This is a genomic window from Streptomyces mayonensis (assembly GCF_018982965.1).
In the GTDB taxonomy this organism is placed as follows: domain Bacteria; phylum Actinomycetota; class Actinomycetes; order Streptomycetales; family Streptomycetaceae; genus Streptomyces; species Streptomyces mayonensis.
This window is the reverse complement of record NZ_JACBYP010000010.1, coordinates 1-16,136: the sequence shown is the minus strand read 5'-3', so window position 1 is coordinate 16,136 and position 16,136 is coordinate 1. Positions and strand designations below refer to the sequence as shown.

General features: G+C 72.1%; 12 protein-coding genes. 6 read left to right on the top strand and 6 right to left on the bottom strand.

Annotated features, from left to right (window positions below):
- Window positions 1-114: 114 nt before the first annotated feature.
- On the bottom strand, window positions 115-1,278 hold the full coding sequence (gene xylA / locus HZS56_RS05645) for a xylose isomerase (protein ID WP_216719579.1): 1,164 nt from the start codon (window positions 1,276-1,278) through the stop codon (window positions 115-117).
- 154 nt (window positions 1,279-1,432) lie between these two features.
- Between xylA and xylB the strand changes: the two genes are divergently transcribed.
- The 5 genes from xylB to exaC all read left to right on the top strand — a co-directional run bounded on the left by xylB (window position 1,433) and on the right by exaC (window position 8,294).
- The gene (gene xylB / locus HZS56_RS05640; protein ID WP_216719578.1) at window positions 1,433-2,878 is read left to right on the top strand and encodes a xylulokinase; all 1,446 of its coding nucleotides are present in this window, start codon (window positions 1,433-1,435) and stop codon (window positions 2,876-2,878) included.
- Between the two features lie 168 nt (window positions 2,879-3,046).
- A complete protein-coding gene (locus HZS56_RS05635) occupies window positions 3,047-4,255 on the top strand; it encodes an ROK family transcriptional regulator (protein ID WP_216719577.1) in 1,209 nt (402 codons plus the stop codon).
- 300 nt (window positions 4,256-4,555) lie between these two features.
- The gene (locus HZS56_RS05630; protein ID WP_216719576.1) at window positions 4,556-5,161 is read left to right on the top strand and encodes an N-acetylmuramoyl-L-alanine amidase; all 606 of its coding nucleotides are present in this window, start codon (window positions 4,556-4,558) and stop codon (window positions 5,159-5,161) included.
- A gap of 147 nt (window positions 5,162-5,308) precedes the next feature.
- On the top strand, window positions 5,309-6,568 hold the full coding sequence (locus HZS56_RS05625) for a GAF domain-containing protein (RefSeq protein ID WP_216719575.1): 1,260 nt from the start codon (window positions 5,309-5,311) through the stop codon (window positions 6,566-6,568).
- Window positions 6,569-6,770: 202 nt separating this feature from the next.
- Window positions 6,771-8,294, top strand: a complete 1,524-nt coding sequence (gene exaC, locus HZS56_RS05620; protein WP_216719574.1) for an acetaldehyde dehydrogenase ExaC — start codon at window positions 6,771-6,773, stop codon at window positions 8,292-8,294.
- Window positions 8,295-8,511: 217 nt separating this feature from the next.
- Here the strand turns inward: exaC and HZS56_RS05615 are convergent, their stop codons facing one another.
- Entirely contained in the window at window positions 8,512-8,898 is a 387-nt protein-coding gene (locus HZS56_RS05615) for a hypothetical protein (RefSeq protein ID WP_216719573.1), read from the bottom strand.
- Between the two features lie 568 nt (window positions 8,899-9,466).
- The gene (locus HZS56_RS05610) at window positions 9,467-10,747 is read right to left on the bottom strand and encodes a DUF418 domain-containing protein (RefSeq protein WP_216719572.1); all 1,281 of its coding nucleotides are present in this window, start codon (window positions 10,745-10,747) and stop codon (window positions 9,467-9,469) included.
- Window positions 10,748-11,150: 403 nt separating this feature from the next.
- Here HZS56_RS05610 and HZS56_RS05605 point away from each other — a divergent pair, with 403 nt between their 5' ends.
- Complete coding sequence (locus tag HZS56_RS05605; RefSeq protein WP_216719571.1) at window positions 11,151-11,783, top strand: precorrin-8X methylmutase; 633 nt, start codon at window positions 11,151-11,153, stop codon at window positions 11,781-11,783.
- A 68-nt stretch (window positions 11,784-11,851) separates the two neighbouring features.
- Here the strand turns inward: HZS56_RS05605 and HZS56_RS05600 are convergent, their stop codons facing one another.
- The 3 genes from HZS56_RS05600 to HZS56_RS05590 all read right to left on the bottom strand — a co-directional run bounded on the left by HZS56_RS05600 (window position 11,852) and on the right by HZS56_RS05590 (window position 15,792).
- Window positions 11,852-12,640 (bottom strand): cobalt-precorrin-6A reductase, encoded by a 789-nt coding sequence (locus tag HZS56_RS05600; protein WP_216719570.1) that lies wholly within the window; start codon window positions 12,638-12,640, stop codon window positions 11,852-11,854.
- Between the two features lie 138 nt (window positions 12,641-12,778).
- The gene (locus tag HZS56_RS05595) at window positions 12,779-14,944 is read right to left on the bottom strand and encodes a bifunctional glycosyltransferase/CDP-glycerol:glycerophosphate glycerophosphotransferase (RefSeq protein WP_216719569.1); all 2,166 of its coding nucleotides are present in this window, start codon (window positions 14,942-14,944) and stop codon (window positions 12,779-12,781) included.
- A 101-nt stretch (window positions 14,945-15,045) separates the two neighbouring features.
- Window positions 15,046-15,792, bottom strand: a complete 747-nt coding sequence (locus tag HZS56_RS05590) for a YqjF family protein (protein WP_253913795.1) — start codon at window positions 15,790-15,792, stop codon at window positions 15,046-15,048.
- Between the last annotated feature and the right edge of the window lie 344 nt (window positions 15,793-16,136).

Genomic DNA, 16,136 nt, shown 5'->3' with positions numbered 1-16,136 from the left:
GAAGAGCCCCCGGGACGGGCTCCGGCCCCCTCCCGTACGGAAGGGGGCCGGAGCCCGCGCGCGGAGAGCGAGTGGTTCCGCGGGTGTCCTGGCGGAGTCGCTCCGCGGGGTGTCTCAGCGGGCGCGGAGCAGGTGGTCCATGGCGAGCTGGTCGAGGCGCTCGAAGGCCATGCCGCGCGCGGCGGCGGCGTCCGCGTCGAAGGCCTCGTAGGCGCTGGTGTCGGCCAGCAGGGCCGCGAGACCGTCTTCGGCGGTCGGCCGGGCGAGCTCGTCCAGCCGGGACGCCGCCAGAGCCTCCTGCACCTCGGGGTCGGCGCGGAAGGCGGCCGCCCGGTCCTTGAGGATCAGGTAGTTGCGCATGCAGCCGGCCGCCGACGCCCACACGCCGTCGAGGTCCTCGGTCCGCGGCGGCTTGAAGTCGAAGTGCCTCGGGCCCGCGTAACCGGCCCTCTCCAGCAGGTCGACCAGCCAGAACGCCGCCCGCAGGTCACCGGCGCCGAACCGCAGGTCCTGGTCGTACTTGATGCCCGACTGGCCGTTGAGGTCGATGTGGAAGAGCTTGCCCGCCCACAGCGCCTGCGCGATGCCGTGGGGGAAGTTCAGACCGGCCATCTGCTCATGGCCGACCTCGGGGTTCACGCCGTACAGCTCCGGGCGCTCCAGGCGCTCGATGAACGCCAGCGCGTGGCCCACCGTGGGCAGGAGGATGTCACCGCGCGGCTCGTTCGGCTTCGGCTCGATCGCGAACTTCAGGTCGTAGCCCTGCCCGGTGACGTACTCGCCCAGCAGGTCGAAGGCCTCCTTCATGCGCTCCAGGGCGTCCCGCACGTCCTTGGCGCCGCCGGACTCGGCGCCCTCCCGGCCGCCCCAGGCGACGTACACGCTTGCGCCCAGCTCGACCGCGAGATCGATGTTGCGGATCGTCTTGCGCAGCGCGAAGCGGCGCACGTCACGGTCGTTGGCCGTGAACCCGCCGTCCTTGAACACCGGGTGGGTGAACAGGTTCGTCGTCGCCATCGGCACCTTCATGCCGGTGGCGTCCAGCGCCTGCCGAAGCCGCTTGACGTGTGCCTCGCGCTCCGTGTCGCTCGATCCGAACGGGATCAGGTCGTCGTCGTGGAACGTGATGCCGTACGCGCCCAGCTCGGCCAGACGCTGAACGGACTCCGCCGGGTCAAGGGCCCGCCGGGTGGCATCGCCGAACGGGTCGCGGCCCTGCCAGCCGACCGTCCACAAACCGAAGGTGAACCTGTCCTCGGGAGTGGGCTGGTAGTTCATTGCGCGGCTCCTCACTCGCTGCCGGTCACTCGCTGCCGACTATTTCGTCATGGCGCTTTACAAATTAGTATGCACACACGGTCCTGGGAAGGGACAAGGTGTCCCCGAAGGAATGAAGGCCGGGTCCCAGGACCCGCGGAAGAGGGAGAGCGCGATGTCAGCAGCCGAAGGTCCGCTCGTCGTCGGCGTGGACACGTCCACCCAGTCCACCAAGGCGCTGGTCGTCGACGCGGCCACCGGGCGGGTCGTCGCGAGCGGTCAGGCCCCCCACACCGTCACCTCCGGGGCGGGCCGCGAGAGCGATCCGCGCCAGTGGTGGGACGCGTTGGGCGAGGCCCTCCACCAGTGCGGCGACGCAGCCCGCGAGGCCGCCGCGGTGTCGATCGGCGGACAGCAGCACGGCCTGGTCACACTGGACGCCCGGGGCGAGCCCGTACGCCCGGCTCTGCTGTGGAACGACGTGCGCTCGGCCCCGCAGGCCCGCCGCCTGATCGACGAGCTGGGCGGTCCCAAGTCCTGGGCGGAGCGCACGGGCAGTGTGCCCAGCGCCTCCTTCACGGTCACCAAGTGGGCCTGGCTGGCGGAGAACGAGCCGGACGCGCTCCGCGCGGTGAAGGCCGTACGCCTCCCCCACGACTACCTCACCGAGCGGCTCACCGGTGAGGGGACCACCGACCGCGGCGACGCGTCCGGCACCGGGTGGTGGGCGGCGGGCACGGAGGCGTACGACGAGGAGACGCTCGCGCGCGTGGGACTCGATCCGGCGCTGCTGCCCCGCGTGGTGCGGCCCGCAGAGGTGGCCGGCACCGTGCGCGACGGCCACGGCCTGCCGTTCTCCAGGGGCACCCTGGTGGCCGCGGGCACCGGCGACAACGCGGCCGCCGCGCTGGGGCTCGGGCTGCCTCCCGGCGTGCCGGTGATGAGCCTCGGCACGTCCGGCACCGTGTACGCCGTGTCGCGGCACCGCCCCGCCGACCCCACCGGCACCGTGGCGGGCTTCGCCGACGCACGCGGCGACTGGCTGCCGCTGGCCTGCACCCTGAACTGCACGCTCGCCGTCGACCGCGTCGCGACGCTGCTGCGTCTGGACCGGGAAGCCGTCGAACCCGGCACCGAGGCCACTCTCCTGCCCTTCCTGGACGGCGAACGCACTCCGAACCTCCCGCACTCCTCCGGCCTGCTCACCGGGCTGCGCCACGACACAACCGCCGGCCAACTGCTCCAGGCCGCCTACGACGGCGCCGTCCATTCCCTGCTCGCCGCCCTCGACCTGGTCCTCGACGCCGACGCGGACCCGTCAGCACCGCTGCTGCTGATCGGCGGCGGGGCGCGCGGTGCGGCCTGGCAGCAGACCGTAAGGCGGTTGTCCGGGCGCCCCGTCCAGATACCGGAGGCGAGGGAGCTGGTCGCGCTCGGCGCGGCGGCACAGGCAGCGGGACTGCTCACCGGCGAGGACGCCGCCGCGGTGGCGCGGCGCTGGAACACGGCAGCCGGACCGGTGCTGGACGCCGTGGAACGGGACGAGGCGACGCTGACCAGGATCACCGGGGTACTCTCCGACGCGGCACCGCTGCTGGAGCGGGCCCCGGACTCCCGCTGACGACGCGCCGGCCCGGTCGGCAGCACCGACGGACGGCTCCGCGGACCGCTCGCGGGCGGCACACCGCCGGCACAGGTCCGGGCGCCGTGCGCCGGCGTCGCGGGGCCCGGCGCCCCGGGCCGGGCAGACGGGGGCAGACGGACGGACGACCAAGGAAATGACAGAGGCATGACCGCACCGCCGCACGAAGCCCGCCCGGGCCGCCCCGGGCGCCTGCCCGACACCCAGCAGGGAATGCGCCGCCGGAATCTCTCCCGGGTGATGCACACCGTCAGCGCCGAGGGCCCGCTGTCCCGGGCCGCCGTCGCCTCACGGATCGGGCTGACGCGTGCGGCGGTGTCGACGCTCGTGGACGAGCTCATCGGCTCGGGCCTGCTGGAGGAACTGGGCCCCGCGGAGCGTCCCGGCCGGGTCGGACGGCCCGGGTCCGCACTCGCGGTCAGCGCACGGGGCCCGGCCGGAATCGGCGCCGAGATCGGCGTGGACCACCTGGCGGTCTGCGCTGTCGACCTGCGCGGCGCGGTACGGGCCCGCGCCGTGCGGTACGGCAGCAACCGGGACACCTCACTGGAACCGGTGCTCGAACGGCTCACCGGCCTGGTGCGGCGGGTCGTCACCGAGGCGGAGGGCGAGGGTCTGTGGCCTGCCGGGCTCGCGGTGGCGGTGCCGGGCCTGGTGGCACGGGACGGGCGGACCGTCGTACGCGCCCCCAACCTGGACTGGCAGCACGCCGACCTCGGTGCCCTGCTGCCCCCGGACTGGCCGCTGACGGTGGACAACGAGGCCAACTTCGGTGCGCTTGCCGAGCTGTGGCTCGGTGACGGCACGCCACGGGACTTCCTGCACGTCTCGGCCGAGATCGGCATCGGAGCTGCCGTGGTCTTCGACGGCAGGGTGCTGCGCGGCACCCGGGGGTTCGCCGGCGAGCTGGGCCACGTGCCTGTCCGCCCCGAGGGACCGGCCTGTGCCTGCGGCGGGCGTGGCTGCCTGGAGCAGTACGCGGGTGAGAAGGCGGTGCTGCGCGCCGCGGGTGTGGAGTCCGGCGAGGACCGCGTCGGGCTGCTCGCGGGGCGGGCGGCGGACGGCGACGAGAATGTGCGGCGCGCGCTGCGCGAAGCGGGCACGGCGCTCGGCATCGCGCTGACCGGGGCGGTCAACCTGCTGGATCCGCAGAGCGTGGTACTGGGCGGCGCGCTGGCGGGACTCGCGCCCTGGCTGCTGCCGTCGCTGCGCGCCGAACTGGCGGGGCGCACGGCCGGTCCGGCCTGCCCGGTCTCCGTGTCGGAACTGGGCCCGCAGGGGCCGTTGCTCGGCGCCGCGCACTCGGTGGTGCGGGCCGTGCTGGACGACCCGGCGGGGGCGGCGGAGCGGGCCTGAACCCGCCCTCGCTGCTTCACCCGAAGACGGTCCTTCCTCCGGGGTTTTCACTCGAACGAGTGGGCGCGATATCCACAAGGCGGTGGCTGTCCACGGAACGGCGCGGCGTTCTTCTGCGCAATCTCCGTTCGCCGTACGGTGATTCACGCGGACGCACCCCGCACACAGGGCGGTGGACGTCCGTCTCGAAGTGACTTCACCCCGATCCCCGCCCCTGTTCCCCCACCTCAGCCGGTGAGAACCGCTGATCCCCCCTCACACAAGGGGCCCGAGGGCCCCTTTGACGAAAGGGCAGTGTCCATGGAAAAGGAAAGGACAGTACCGTTCGCGACCAGGCGGCGGCTCCTGATGGGTGCCGCGCTCGCCGCCGCCCCGTTTGCTCTGCTCTCCGGTACCCGGGCCGCGGCCCGGCCCCGCGCCGTCGACTACCCGTCTGCCGAGTGGCAGGCCGCGAGCGCTTCCAACTACAGCCGGTCGAGCCGCCCCGGCAGCTATCCCGTGGACTACGTGGTCATCCATGTCACGCAGGAGACCTACGCCGACACGCTCGCCATCTTCCGCGACCCCGAGAAGCAGGTCTCCGCGCACTACGTCGTCCGCTCGGCGGACGGGCACGTGGCGCAGTGCGTGCGCGAGACGGACATCGCCTGGCACGCGGGCAACTGGGACTACAACACCCGCAGCATCGGCATCGAGCACGAGGGGTGGGTGGACCGGCCCGAGTACTTCACCGACGCGATGTACGAGCAGTCGGCCCGGCTCACGGCGGCGATCTGCACCGACTACGGCATTCCCAAGGACCGCTCGCACATCGTCGCGCACCACGAGGTGCCGGGCAGCGACCACACCGACCCGGGGCCCCACTGGGACTGGACCCGCTACATCGAACTGGTCAACCTCGCCTGACCGCCCCCAACTCCTGTCCGGGTGATCCGGCCGGTCGGAGTGCTTGTCGGCGCCCGTCCGCAGAGTGACGATGTCCTCGTCCGAATTCCGCCCGCATACCGTCGCAGTCCCTTCCGCGTACTGTCCGAGCATTCCGGGGAGGCCGAGTTGAGTGACGCATGGCTGGCTCTGGAGCCGGGAGCCGATCCCGTCGAGCGTGCCCGGACGCTGCGGCGGGCCCACGCGACGTTCACCGAGGCCGGGACGGTGCCGCGCCCCGTGCGTCCGGTGGTCGCGGAGTCGTGGCGCCGGTCCGTGCGGGCGGGTGTCGGCCCGGACGGCACGGCGAGCGTCGAGCTCATGGACGGCGACCTCGGCGCCTACCGGGCCGAACATCCGCTGGCGCGGGTGATGCCGCTGTTCCGGGAGTTGCTGGGTACGTTCGCGTCCGACGGCGAACACCTGCTGGCGGTGTGCGACGCGCACGGCAGACTGCTCTGGGTCGAGGGGCATCCGGCCACTCGGCGCCGGGCGGGACGGATGAACTTCGTACCGGGGGCCCGGTGGTCGGAGTCCGCGGTCGGGACGAACGCCCCCGGCACGGCGGTCGCCGTCGGGCGTCCGGTCCAGGTCTTCTCGGCCGAGCACTTCATACGCCGAGTCCAGCCGTGGACGTGCGCGGCAGCCCCGGTGCACGACCCCCGCACCGGGAGGGTACTGGGCGCCGTCGACATCACCGGCGGGGACGGTCTGGCGCATCCGCACAGTCTGGGGTTCGTGCAGGCGGTGGCGCGTGCCGCCGAGTCGCAGCTGGCGCTGCTCACTCCGGAGCAGCATGGGGCCGAGGCCGCCGAGCTGGCCGCGCTGGGCCGTGACGAGGCACTGCTGGGGGCGGGCGGCCGCCGGGTGCGGCTCAGCCGCCGGCACAGCGAGATCGTCGTGCTGCTGGCCCACCACCCGGAGGGCCTGACCGGCGACGAGCTGCTGTGCGCGCTGTACGAGGACGAGACGGTGCCACCGGTGACCCTGCGTGCCGAATTGGCCCGGCTGCGCGGGATCCTCGGCCCCGGCCGTCTCGCGTCGAGGCCGTACCGGCTCACGATGCCCGTGGAGTCCGACGCCGCCGCCGTCGAGCGCCGGCTGCGGTCGGGGGCGGTCACCGCGGCCGCGGCGGCCTACGCCGGTCCGCTGCTGCCCGGTTCCCGGGCTCCGGCGGTGGCCCGGCTCAGGCGCCGGCTCGCCGACGGACTGCGCGCCGCTCTGGTGGCCCGGCAGGACCCCGACCTGCTGGCCGACTGGGCACACGCGCCGTGGGGCGAGGACGACCTCGACGTCTGGCGCGCACTCGCCGCGGTCCGCCCCACGGCGGCCAACCGCTCCCGGCTCGCCGCGCTGGAGTCCGAACTGACGGCACCCCGGGTGTGGTGACGGCCTGCGTCCGGACGGCGGCCCTCACCCTCAGGCGTGGTGACGGCCTGCGTCCGGGCGGCGGTCCGGGGAACCGCCGGACCGCCCGCACCGGGACGGCGTCCGCGCGCGTACGCGCAACGTCCCCGCAACGTCCCGCTTCCTAGCCTGCCGCGCAGAGCTGTCCAACGGCGGGCAGCGCCCGACGAGGGAGGCATTCAGAATGACCCGTTACGCGGCGCCCGGCACCGAGGGCGCGATCGTCTCCTACCAGTCGCGCTACGACCACTTCATCGGCGGCGAGTACGTGCCGCCGGCGCGCGGGCAGTACTTCGAGAACCCGTCACCGGTGAACGGGCAGCCGTTCACGGAGATCGCGCGCGGCACGGCGGACGACGTGGAGCGGGCGCTCGACGCCGCCCACGAGGCCGCTCCGGGCTGGGCGCGGACCTCGGTGACCGAGCGTGCCGACATCCTGCTGAAGATCGCCGACCGGACGGAGGCGAACCTGGAGCGTCTGGCGGTCGCCGAGAGCTGGGAGAACGGCAAGCCGGTGCGCGAGACACTGGCGGCCGACATCCCGCTCGCCGTCGACCACTTCCGCTACTTCGCCGGCGCGATCCGCGCCCAGGAGGGCTCGCTCGGCGAGGTCGACGACGACACCGTGGCGTACCACTTCCACGAACCGCTGGGCGTCGTCGCGCAGATCATCCCGTGGAACTTCCCGATCCTGATGGCGACCTGGAAGCTCGCCCCCGCGCTCGCCGCCGGAAACGCGGTGGTCCTGAAGCCCGCCGAGCAGACTCCCGCCTCGATCCACTACTGGCTGAGCCTGGTCGCGGACCTGCTGCCGCCAGGTGTCCTGAACATCGTGAACGGCTTCGGCGTGGAGGCGGGCAAGCCGCTCGCCTCCAGTCCGAGGGTGGCGAAGGTGGCCTTCACCGGGGAGACCACGACCGGGCGGCTGATCATGCAGTACGCCTCGGAGAACATCAAGCCGGTCACGCTGGAGCTGGGCGGCAAGTCGCCCAACATCTTCTTCGACGACGTCTGGGCGCAGGACGACGACTTCCGCGACAAGGCCCTCGAGGGCTTCACCATGTTCGCCCTCAACCAGGGCGAGGTCTGCACGTGTCCGTCCAGGGCGCTCGTCCAGCGCGGCACCTACGCCGAGTTCATGGAGGCCGCCGTCGCCCGCACCGAACTGATCGTGCCGGGCCACCCGCTGGACACCGACACGATGATCGGCGCCCAGGCATCCAACGACCAGCTGGAGAAGATCCTCTCCTACCTCGACATCGGCAGGCAGGAGGGAGCGAAGGTCCTCACCGGTGGCGACCGCATCGAGCACGAGGGTGAGTTGAAAGGCGGCTACTACGTCCAGCCGACGATTTTCGAAGGCCACAACCGTATGCGGATCTTCCAGGAGGAGATCTTCGGGCCGGTCGTCTCGGTCACGTCCTTCGACGACTTCGACGACGCGGTCAAGACCGCCAACGACACCCTCTACGGACTGGGCGCCGGGGTCTGGACCCGCGACATGAACACCGCGTACCGTGCGGGCCGCGCGATCCAGGCGGGCCGCGTGTGGACGAACTGCTACCACGCCTACCCGGCGCACGCCGCCTTCGGCGGATACAAGCAGTCGGGCATCGGCCGGGAGAACCACAAGATGATGCTGGAGCACTACCAGCAGACCAAGAACCTCCTGGTGTCGTACTCGCCCAAGAAGCTGGGCTTCTTCTAGAGACTCTGAAAAGGGCGTCCGCCCAGGCGACTTGCCTGGTCGGTGCCGCCTGTCGGCCGGCACCCGGGACGCGTGCCGCGCCGTGGTGCGCGGTGCCGCCAACGAGTTCGTGCACCGCAGGCGGTGAGGCGTCGGGGATTTCGACGCCTCCGCCCACGGCGCACGGGCTCGTCAGTGGGGGCTGTGGTTATCGACGATCACGGCGCTCGCTGCTGAGCTACCTCTCCAGCATGCTGGCGGAGGGCCGCCTCTGGTGGTGCCGGGGCTCGGGCCTGGACTGGCTGCTCGGTTCGGGGTCCGGCATGGTGTGGTGCCACATGTGTGACTGGCCGGCGTATTGCTGTGGGTCGATGGCGGGCGCAGTGGTGTCCATGGTCTGGGTCATCGAGGCGATGTCGACCGACTGACGGCCCATCTGCAGGTAGTCACGACCGTCGGGTCGGAACATCGATGCTTCGGAAGTCACCTGGCCGTCGACGAGGAACGGGAAGTTGAAGTCCCGGGCCATTCTGGGAGCGGAGTTGTTCTGCCAGGCATCGAGGACGACGATCCCTCCGGGATTGTTGGGCCTTCCGACTGCGACGAAGGCGTGGTCGATGGACATGCTGACGTCCCAGATACGTACACCGTGCGTGGGCTCTCAGAGCGCCGACGCGAGCGTGAACCCTCTCTTCTGGAGGAGGAACGGCCGGGTTCCACGTCGATGATCTGCGGGCCGTCGGGGTCCATACCCCCGTAGGCGTATTCGGGCGCCTGGGAGGAGGTGCGGGAACGGCTTGGGCGCCTGGAGGAAGAGCGGCCGTGCCGCTCCTCACCGTACTCGGAGTAGTACCGGTCCATGTCGACGTCGTCCGAGTAGGCGGGGGCACGTGAGGACCTGCGCAAGCTGGAAACAGGTGCCCGTTCCCTGCGCTGAAGGTGACGCCCGTCACCGCCTTTAGCCAGCGCAGCACACCGTCGCCAGGGCCGCAGAGGCAGGTTGAGCGAGAGAAAGGGCAGGAGACCGACGCCTTTTGGACACCTCGCCTTCGTCGTGACGTCACCCGGTGCATCCCGGGGGCGAGCGGGGTCACCGAGACTCTCGGGATCACCGCCGACGGGTCGGCGGTGCCGGCACTCCACGGACGTCCCAAGAAGACCACACCGGAGTTCCGGTCCGCGGGACGCCGTTTCTACCCGCTCGGCAGATCTGGCGCCTCGTTCCGGCCGTGTGCCCGCTCGCCCGGCGGCCGCGGGAGGCCGTACTGGGCGTATGGGCCGGTGTCGGCGCCGTCCGAGTCCGCACGCCGGCGCACGGGCGGGTGCACCGGGTGCCGATAGGTGGCACGGCGGACCAGCACCTCGAACGGGCCACGCTGTCCTGCTCGGTGCATACGGTGTGCCAGCAGCACCGTCGCGGTCCAGGTGGTGAGTGCCAGGAGTGCCGTCGTGGTGACGGTCAGGGTCGCGGAGAGGTCGAGCAGGAAGGGCGTGAAAGCGAGCGCCCAGACCACCGACTGCGCCAGATAGCAGGTCATCGACCGCTGACCGACGGCGGCGATCGCGTCCGTCACTGGCCCCCGCCGGCGCCGGAGTTCGAGCCGGTGAGCCAGCAGTGCCACCAGGGCCGCGTAGCCGAAACCGCCCAGGGTGCCCGTCGAGTCGTGCAACGGGCCGATCAGTTCCAGTGTCGGCCCGTCCGGAACGGCCGTGACGCCGGTCAGCATCAGCGAAGCAGGCTGGGCACCGAGCACGGCGGCGCCGATCCCGACCGAGGCCGTGGCAAGCAGCAGGGGCCGGTACCGTTCCGGCTGCTCCAGGATCCGTCGGCGTCCCGCCCACAGCCCGACGGCGAACGGGCACACGAATCCGAGTGGCCCGAGCAGCGCGACCAGGGGCGCCACCTGCACCCGCTCGACGACCATCGTGAGCATGTCCGCAGGGAGCATCGAACTGTCCGGCGGATCGCCGTCGACGGTCGCCGAGTCACCGCTCGGCAGGGAGACGACTACGAAGAACAGCAGAGCGGTCAGCACCAGCCAGCGGTCCTTCCAGCGGACCATCCACGCGCCGACGAACAGCAGCACGCCGTACGCCGCCAGGATGTCACCGACGTAGAGCAGCACCCCGTGCAGGGAACCGACCACGACCAGCGCCAGGCTGCGCCGCCACAGCAGCCGCCGCACCGCCCGTGGCCCCCGGGACCCTTGGCGGCGGACGATGTGCGCGACGCCGTACCCGAACAGCAGTCCGAACATCGGGAAGGCCCGGCCGTCGACGAAGGTCGAGATCAGCCAGACCACGGCCGAGTCCGAGGGGGAGCCGTTCCGCGGGTAGCCGCCCAGGACTTCCGGGCCCCGAAGGAAGTAGTGCGAGTTGGCCAGCGCGATGAACAACAGCATCAAGCCTCGCGCCAAGTCGGGAGCGAGGGCACGCGTGGCAACGGCGGTCGGCTCGGGCACGTGAGTGGTCATGCGATCAGTCAACGGCGCCCGGCCGCACGGGGCATCGGCCAGAAGTCGACCGCCTCGTGACTTCCGTCCACGGCTGTCACCGGCACGGTGGACCATGGTCCGCGCCGGGAGACTCAGGGCGCGGTTTCCCCCACGGTCCGCCGTCGTGCCGGCGGCGGACCGGGCGATCGGCCGGGAGGTGCGGTGAGGGCCACGGCGGGAAGGGTGGGCATGCGTCGGGGGTGACGGTCGGTATGCTCACCGCCGTGCCCGCAGCTTCCCCGTCGTCGCCGCCCCGGGCCGCACCGGCTCCGTGGGACCGCGGTGACGCCTGCCGGGGTGCGCTGCGGCCGCTCGCCGCCGCCTTGGCGGTGCGCACCGCACGAGCCGTACCACGACGACCGGGAGCAGCGAGATCAGCACCGTGACTGCCTACGACTACGAGAAGGACGGCGCGGCCATCTACCGCCAGTCCTTCGCGACCATCCGCGCGGAGGCGGACCTCACGGCGTTGCCCGCCGACGTCGGCCAGGTGGCGGTCCGGATGATCCACGCCTGCGGCATGGTCGACCTCGTGCGCGACCTCTCGTACACCCCCGCGGTGGTGGCACGCGCCCGCGAGGCCCTGCGGGCCGGCGCGCCCGTCCTCTGCGACGTCCGGATGGTCGCCAGCGGCGTCACGCGCAAGCGGCTGCCCGCGGACAACGAGGTGCTGTGCACCCTGTCCGACCCGGCCGTCCCCGAGTTGGCGGCGAGGCTCGGCACCACGCGCAGCGCTGCCGCCCTGGAGCTGTGGCGGGACCGGCTGGAGGGTGCCGTGGTCGCGGTCGGCAACGCGCCGACCGCGCTCTTCCGGCTCCTGGAGATGATCGGGGAAGGTGCCCCCCGTCCGGCCGCCGTCATCGGCGTGCCCGTCGGTTTCGTCGGCGCCGCCGAGTCCAAGGATGCTCTGGCCGCCCACCCCTCCAGCCTGGAACACCTGGTGGTCAGGGGCCGGCGCGGGGGCAGCGCCATCGCCGCCGCCGCGCTCAACGCGATCGCCTGCGAAGAGGAATGAGCGGCGGGCTGTGCGGCGCCGGGCGCGGCCCCGGCGGCAGCAGCCGATGACTGTCCGGCGCCTCGCCGCTACCCGACGGCGTCGGGGTCCCGCCGCCCCGTGGGCGGGCGGCGCGCGTGCGCCTGCCGGATGTGCCGCACCGCCTCCTCGGGCGTGGCGGCGACCGGCACTCCCTCGGGCGCCGGCGGCCTGCGCACCACGACCACGGGCACCCCTGCCTCACGGGCGGCCGTCAGCTTCGGGGCGGTGGCCGCTCCCCCGCTGTCCTTGGTGACGAGCACGTCGATCCGGTGCCGGCGCAGCAGCTCACGCTCCCCGCCGAGGGTGAAGGGGCCGCGGTCGAGCAGCACTTCCGTGTGGTGCGGGACCGGAGCGTCGGGTGCCTCGACGGACCGTACGAGGAACCACAGGCCGTCCAGGCCCGCGAAGGCGGCCAGCCCCGTCCGGCCGGTGGTCAGGAAGACACGCCGGCCGAGCGCGGGCAGCAGTCCGGCGGCCTCCGTCAGCGAACGGGCCTCGTGCCAGTCGTCGCCCTCGACCGGGACCCAGCCGGGGCGGCGCAGCGCGAACAGGGGCACGTGGGCGGTGGCGGCGGCATCCGCCGCGTGGAAGCTGACCGTGCCGGCGAAGGGGTGGGTGGCATCCACGAGCAGGTCGACCGAGTGCGCCCCGAGCCACGCGGCGAGACCCTCGGCGCCGCCGAAGCCCCCCACGCGCACCTCACCGGGGGGCGTCCGCGGCGCGGACACCCGTCCTGCCAGGGAGTTCGTCACCCGCAGTCCCGGCAACGGCTCGGCCGCCAGCGACTCGGCAACCCGGCGGGCCTCGGCGGTACCGCCGAGGATCAGCACATGCACGGCGGGCTTGCCCCCTTCAGTGGACTGGTCCCTTCACGTTCAGCTTCGGCAGACTTGGTCGGTTCACGTGCAACGGGCCGCCCGTCCACGTTCAGCAGGCTTGGTCCCTTCCCGCGACGACATCCCGAACGACACCCTCTAGTCGACCGGGAACACCCTGCGCACCACGCGTTCGGACGCCCGGCCGTCGTCGTGCGGGCAGAATCGCTCGCGGAACTCAGCGCGCCGCTCGGCCGCCTCCGGCCCCTCCGCGCTGCCGCCGGTGATCACGTTGGTCAGCTCGGACAGCGTCCTCGCGACGGCGCCGGGCGGGGCGGCGAGCAGGTCGAAGTAGGTGCCGCGCTGCTGCCGGTAGCGCTCCCAGTCCGGGACGTAGAGCACGATGGGACGGTCCTCGAGGACCGCGAAGTCGAACATCAGGGACGAGTAGTCGGTCACCAGGAGGTCGGCGGCCAGGCACAGGTCCTCGACCGACGGGTACGCCGACACGTCCAGGACCCGTGCGCCCTGCCCGTCCGGCAGGGGCTCGGCACCGGCCTCCAGATAGTGCCGGCGGACGAGCAGCGTGTACTCACCGCCGAGTTCGCGGGCGAGTTCGGCGAGTTCCCCCGTGGCCCCGGGCGACGGGTCGCCGTCCCGGTGCGTCGGTGCCCACAGGACGGCCCTGCTGCCGCCCGGTACGCCCACCGCCTCGCGCGCGGTCTCACGGTCCGCGGGCCCGGCGGCGGCCAGCCGGTCGTTGCGCGGATATCCCGTTTCCAGCACCTCGTACCGTCCGGGGTAGGCGCCGGTGAACGCGGTGGTGGTGTGCGGGTTCGGGGTGACGAGGTAGTCCCAGCGGCCGACGTGCTCCAGGAGCCGCTCGAAGTCCATGTCCGCCGCGCCGGGCCTGCCCTTCAGGTCGAGGCCCATGTGCTTGAGCGGCGTACCGTGCTGGGTCTGCACGTGGACCGAGCCCGTGCGCTTGGCCGTGGCGTGCGGGAAGTTGACGTTGTTCACCAGGTACTTGGCGGTCGCCATCACCTTGAGGTACCGCAGCGTGTTCGCGGCGACCCAGTCCACGCCCTCGGGCATCCGCGCTCCGGCGTCCTTGTCGGCCACGACCCACACGCCCCGCACGGACGGCGCCAGTTCCTTGGCCTTCTCGTAGATGGCAGCCGGGCTGCAGGAGTACCCGCGGTACCAGTAGGCGGCGTACACGGCCAGGTTCTGGTTCATCGGCAGCCGCATGAGCGCCCGGTAGAGGCCGCGGCGTCCGAGCCCCAGCACACCCCGCACGGCCCTCTTCGAGGCTGCCGGTGCCCTGCGGGCCGACGTGCGCAGCCGGTTCGCGTCGTCCATGCGGTGGAACGCCCCGCGCGCGCCACGTGCCACGCACCGGAACTGCAGTCCGCGCACACCGCCCGGAAACGAGTAGCCGTCCGGCCTGCGGTCGTGGAAGTGCCGGGTCAGCCGGCGGAAGAACTCCCCCCGCAGGTCGCCGGGGACCAGACCGGGCGTCCGGTAGACCGTGACGCCGTGCAGCACGGTGCGGTCGAAGACCCGCTGACGCATTTGGGGCGACACGTCGGCCCGGCCTCCGTCAAGAAAGTCGAATATACGTTCGTACTGGTCGAAGGCGTCCATGTGCTTGGGGGAACTGCTGTGGGTGATGGCGCCTTCGCGTTCGCGCCGGTAGTAGTAGCAGGGCCGGTCCAGGTAGCTGATCCGTCCCGCCGCCAGCAGCAGCGGGTAGGTGACGGAAATGTCCTCGTAGTATCCCGCACCGAATTCGACGCCCAGGCCGAGCAGGTGGTCGCGGCGCACCACCTTGTTCCACACGGACATGATCATGTTCAGCAGTTGCGGCTTCTCCGCCAGCGTGAAGGTCTCCGGCGGCGCGGGCTCCGCGATCTGCCGCCGCCAGGTGTTCGGCTCCACCCGCCCGTCCGGATATCCGCGGACGAAATCCGTCACCAGCACGTCGGGGCGCACGTGCGCCAGCCGCTCGGCGACCGCCGCCACCGCCCCGTCCGTCAGCCGGTCGTCGCCGTCCACGAACCAGACGTACTCACCGGTCGCCAGCTCCAGGCCGGCCTTCCGCGCACCCCCGAGGCCCCGGTTCTCGGCCAGGTGGACCACCCGCAGGCGCTCGTCCCGCTCCGCGTAGGAGTCCAGTATCCCGGCACACCCGTCCGGCGAGGCGTCGTCGACGGCTATGAGCTCCAGGTCCGCGCCGTCCTGCGCGAGCAGGGAGTCCAGGCATGCGGGCAACAGGGCTTCCACGCCGTGCACTGGGACGATGATGCTGATTCGAAGATCCATACTGGCAATCCATGCGGGTAGACGGTGGTGGCGACGCCGGAGGACCCGAACGGCGACGAGGCCGGAAGTGCGGCTCGTGGCGGAGTGCGGGCACGCACACCCTACGGAACATCCGTACGACCGGCGGGCGTCGCCCCGCTCCGGGCCGGACGGGCGGGGCGGCCGGGGCGGGTGGGGCGGCCCAGGCGGACGGGGACACCGGGCGAGTAGAGGACGCTGACCGGGTCGCCGGTGGGCGCGGGAACCCCGGCGCTCGTGATCAGGTCCTCGTCGCAGGTCACGATCTCGGCACGGTGCAGGGGCCACCTGGGGTGGTGGTTGGGCAGGAACGCCGGTCCGCCGAAGAACGCGTTGTGCATGCCCCAGCGGGCGGTGAGGAAGTGCTCCAGGTCACTCGGCTCGTGGATGCGGTCGCCCGGCCGTACGGTGATCCGGCTGCGGGCACCGCGCGGGCCGGGCCAGCGGCGGGAGCTGGTGTAGGTCACGGTCTCCCCGGCAGACCGGACGGACATGCGCGACCACAGATAGGGCAGACGGAACCCGGCACGGCCCATCAGCACCGGTATCAGACGGGAGGCGTCCATCGACCGGAAGACCACTCCGCGCCGCCCGTGCACGTCCACGCTGTACAGGCGGACATTGGTCTCGGGGAACGATCCGAGGTACGGGATCCCGGGCAGTCGCAGCCATCCGACCCGGTGCATCCGGAAGGCGACGAGTCCGACGTAGGTCAGCCCGTCATGCGTGTCGGGCACGGTGCCGTACGGCATCAGGCCGGCGACGGCCGCGGGATCGACGGCCCAGTGGATGAAGGCGAGGTCGAGCCACTCCTGAGTGAGCAGCGGCATCAGGATCGCTGTGGGGGCGTCGGGCGTGACGGCGCTGGGCTTCTGCACGCCCCAAGAATGACAGAGGGGTCCGACAGTCGGTCAGTCGGTCAGTCGGTCAGTCGGTCAGTCGGTCAGTCGGAAGCTGGAGAGCCGGACCGCCGGTCGATGGATCATCCGGGCGGCTTCTGTGCGCCGAGCGCAGTCTGTTCGACGGCGATTTCTTTTTCGACGACCCGGTGCGCACAGTCTTGTCAGGAGCATGAAGCGCTCCTAAAGTCCCCAGTCAACCGGTAGTGGGAGCGCTCCCATTCGTGGGGAGTCGGGAGCGCTCCCGCCCGGTCCCCCCTTCGCTCCCTTCGCCC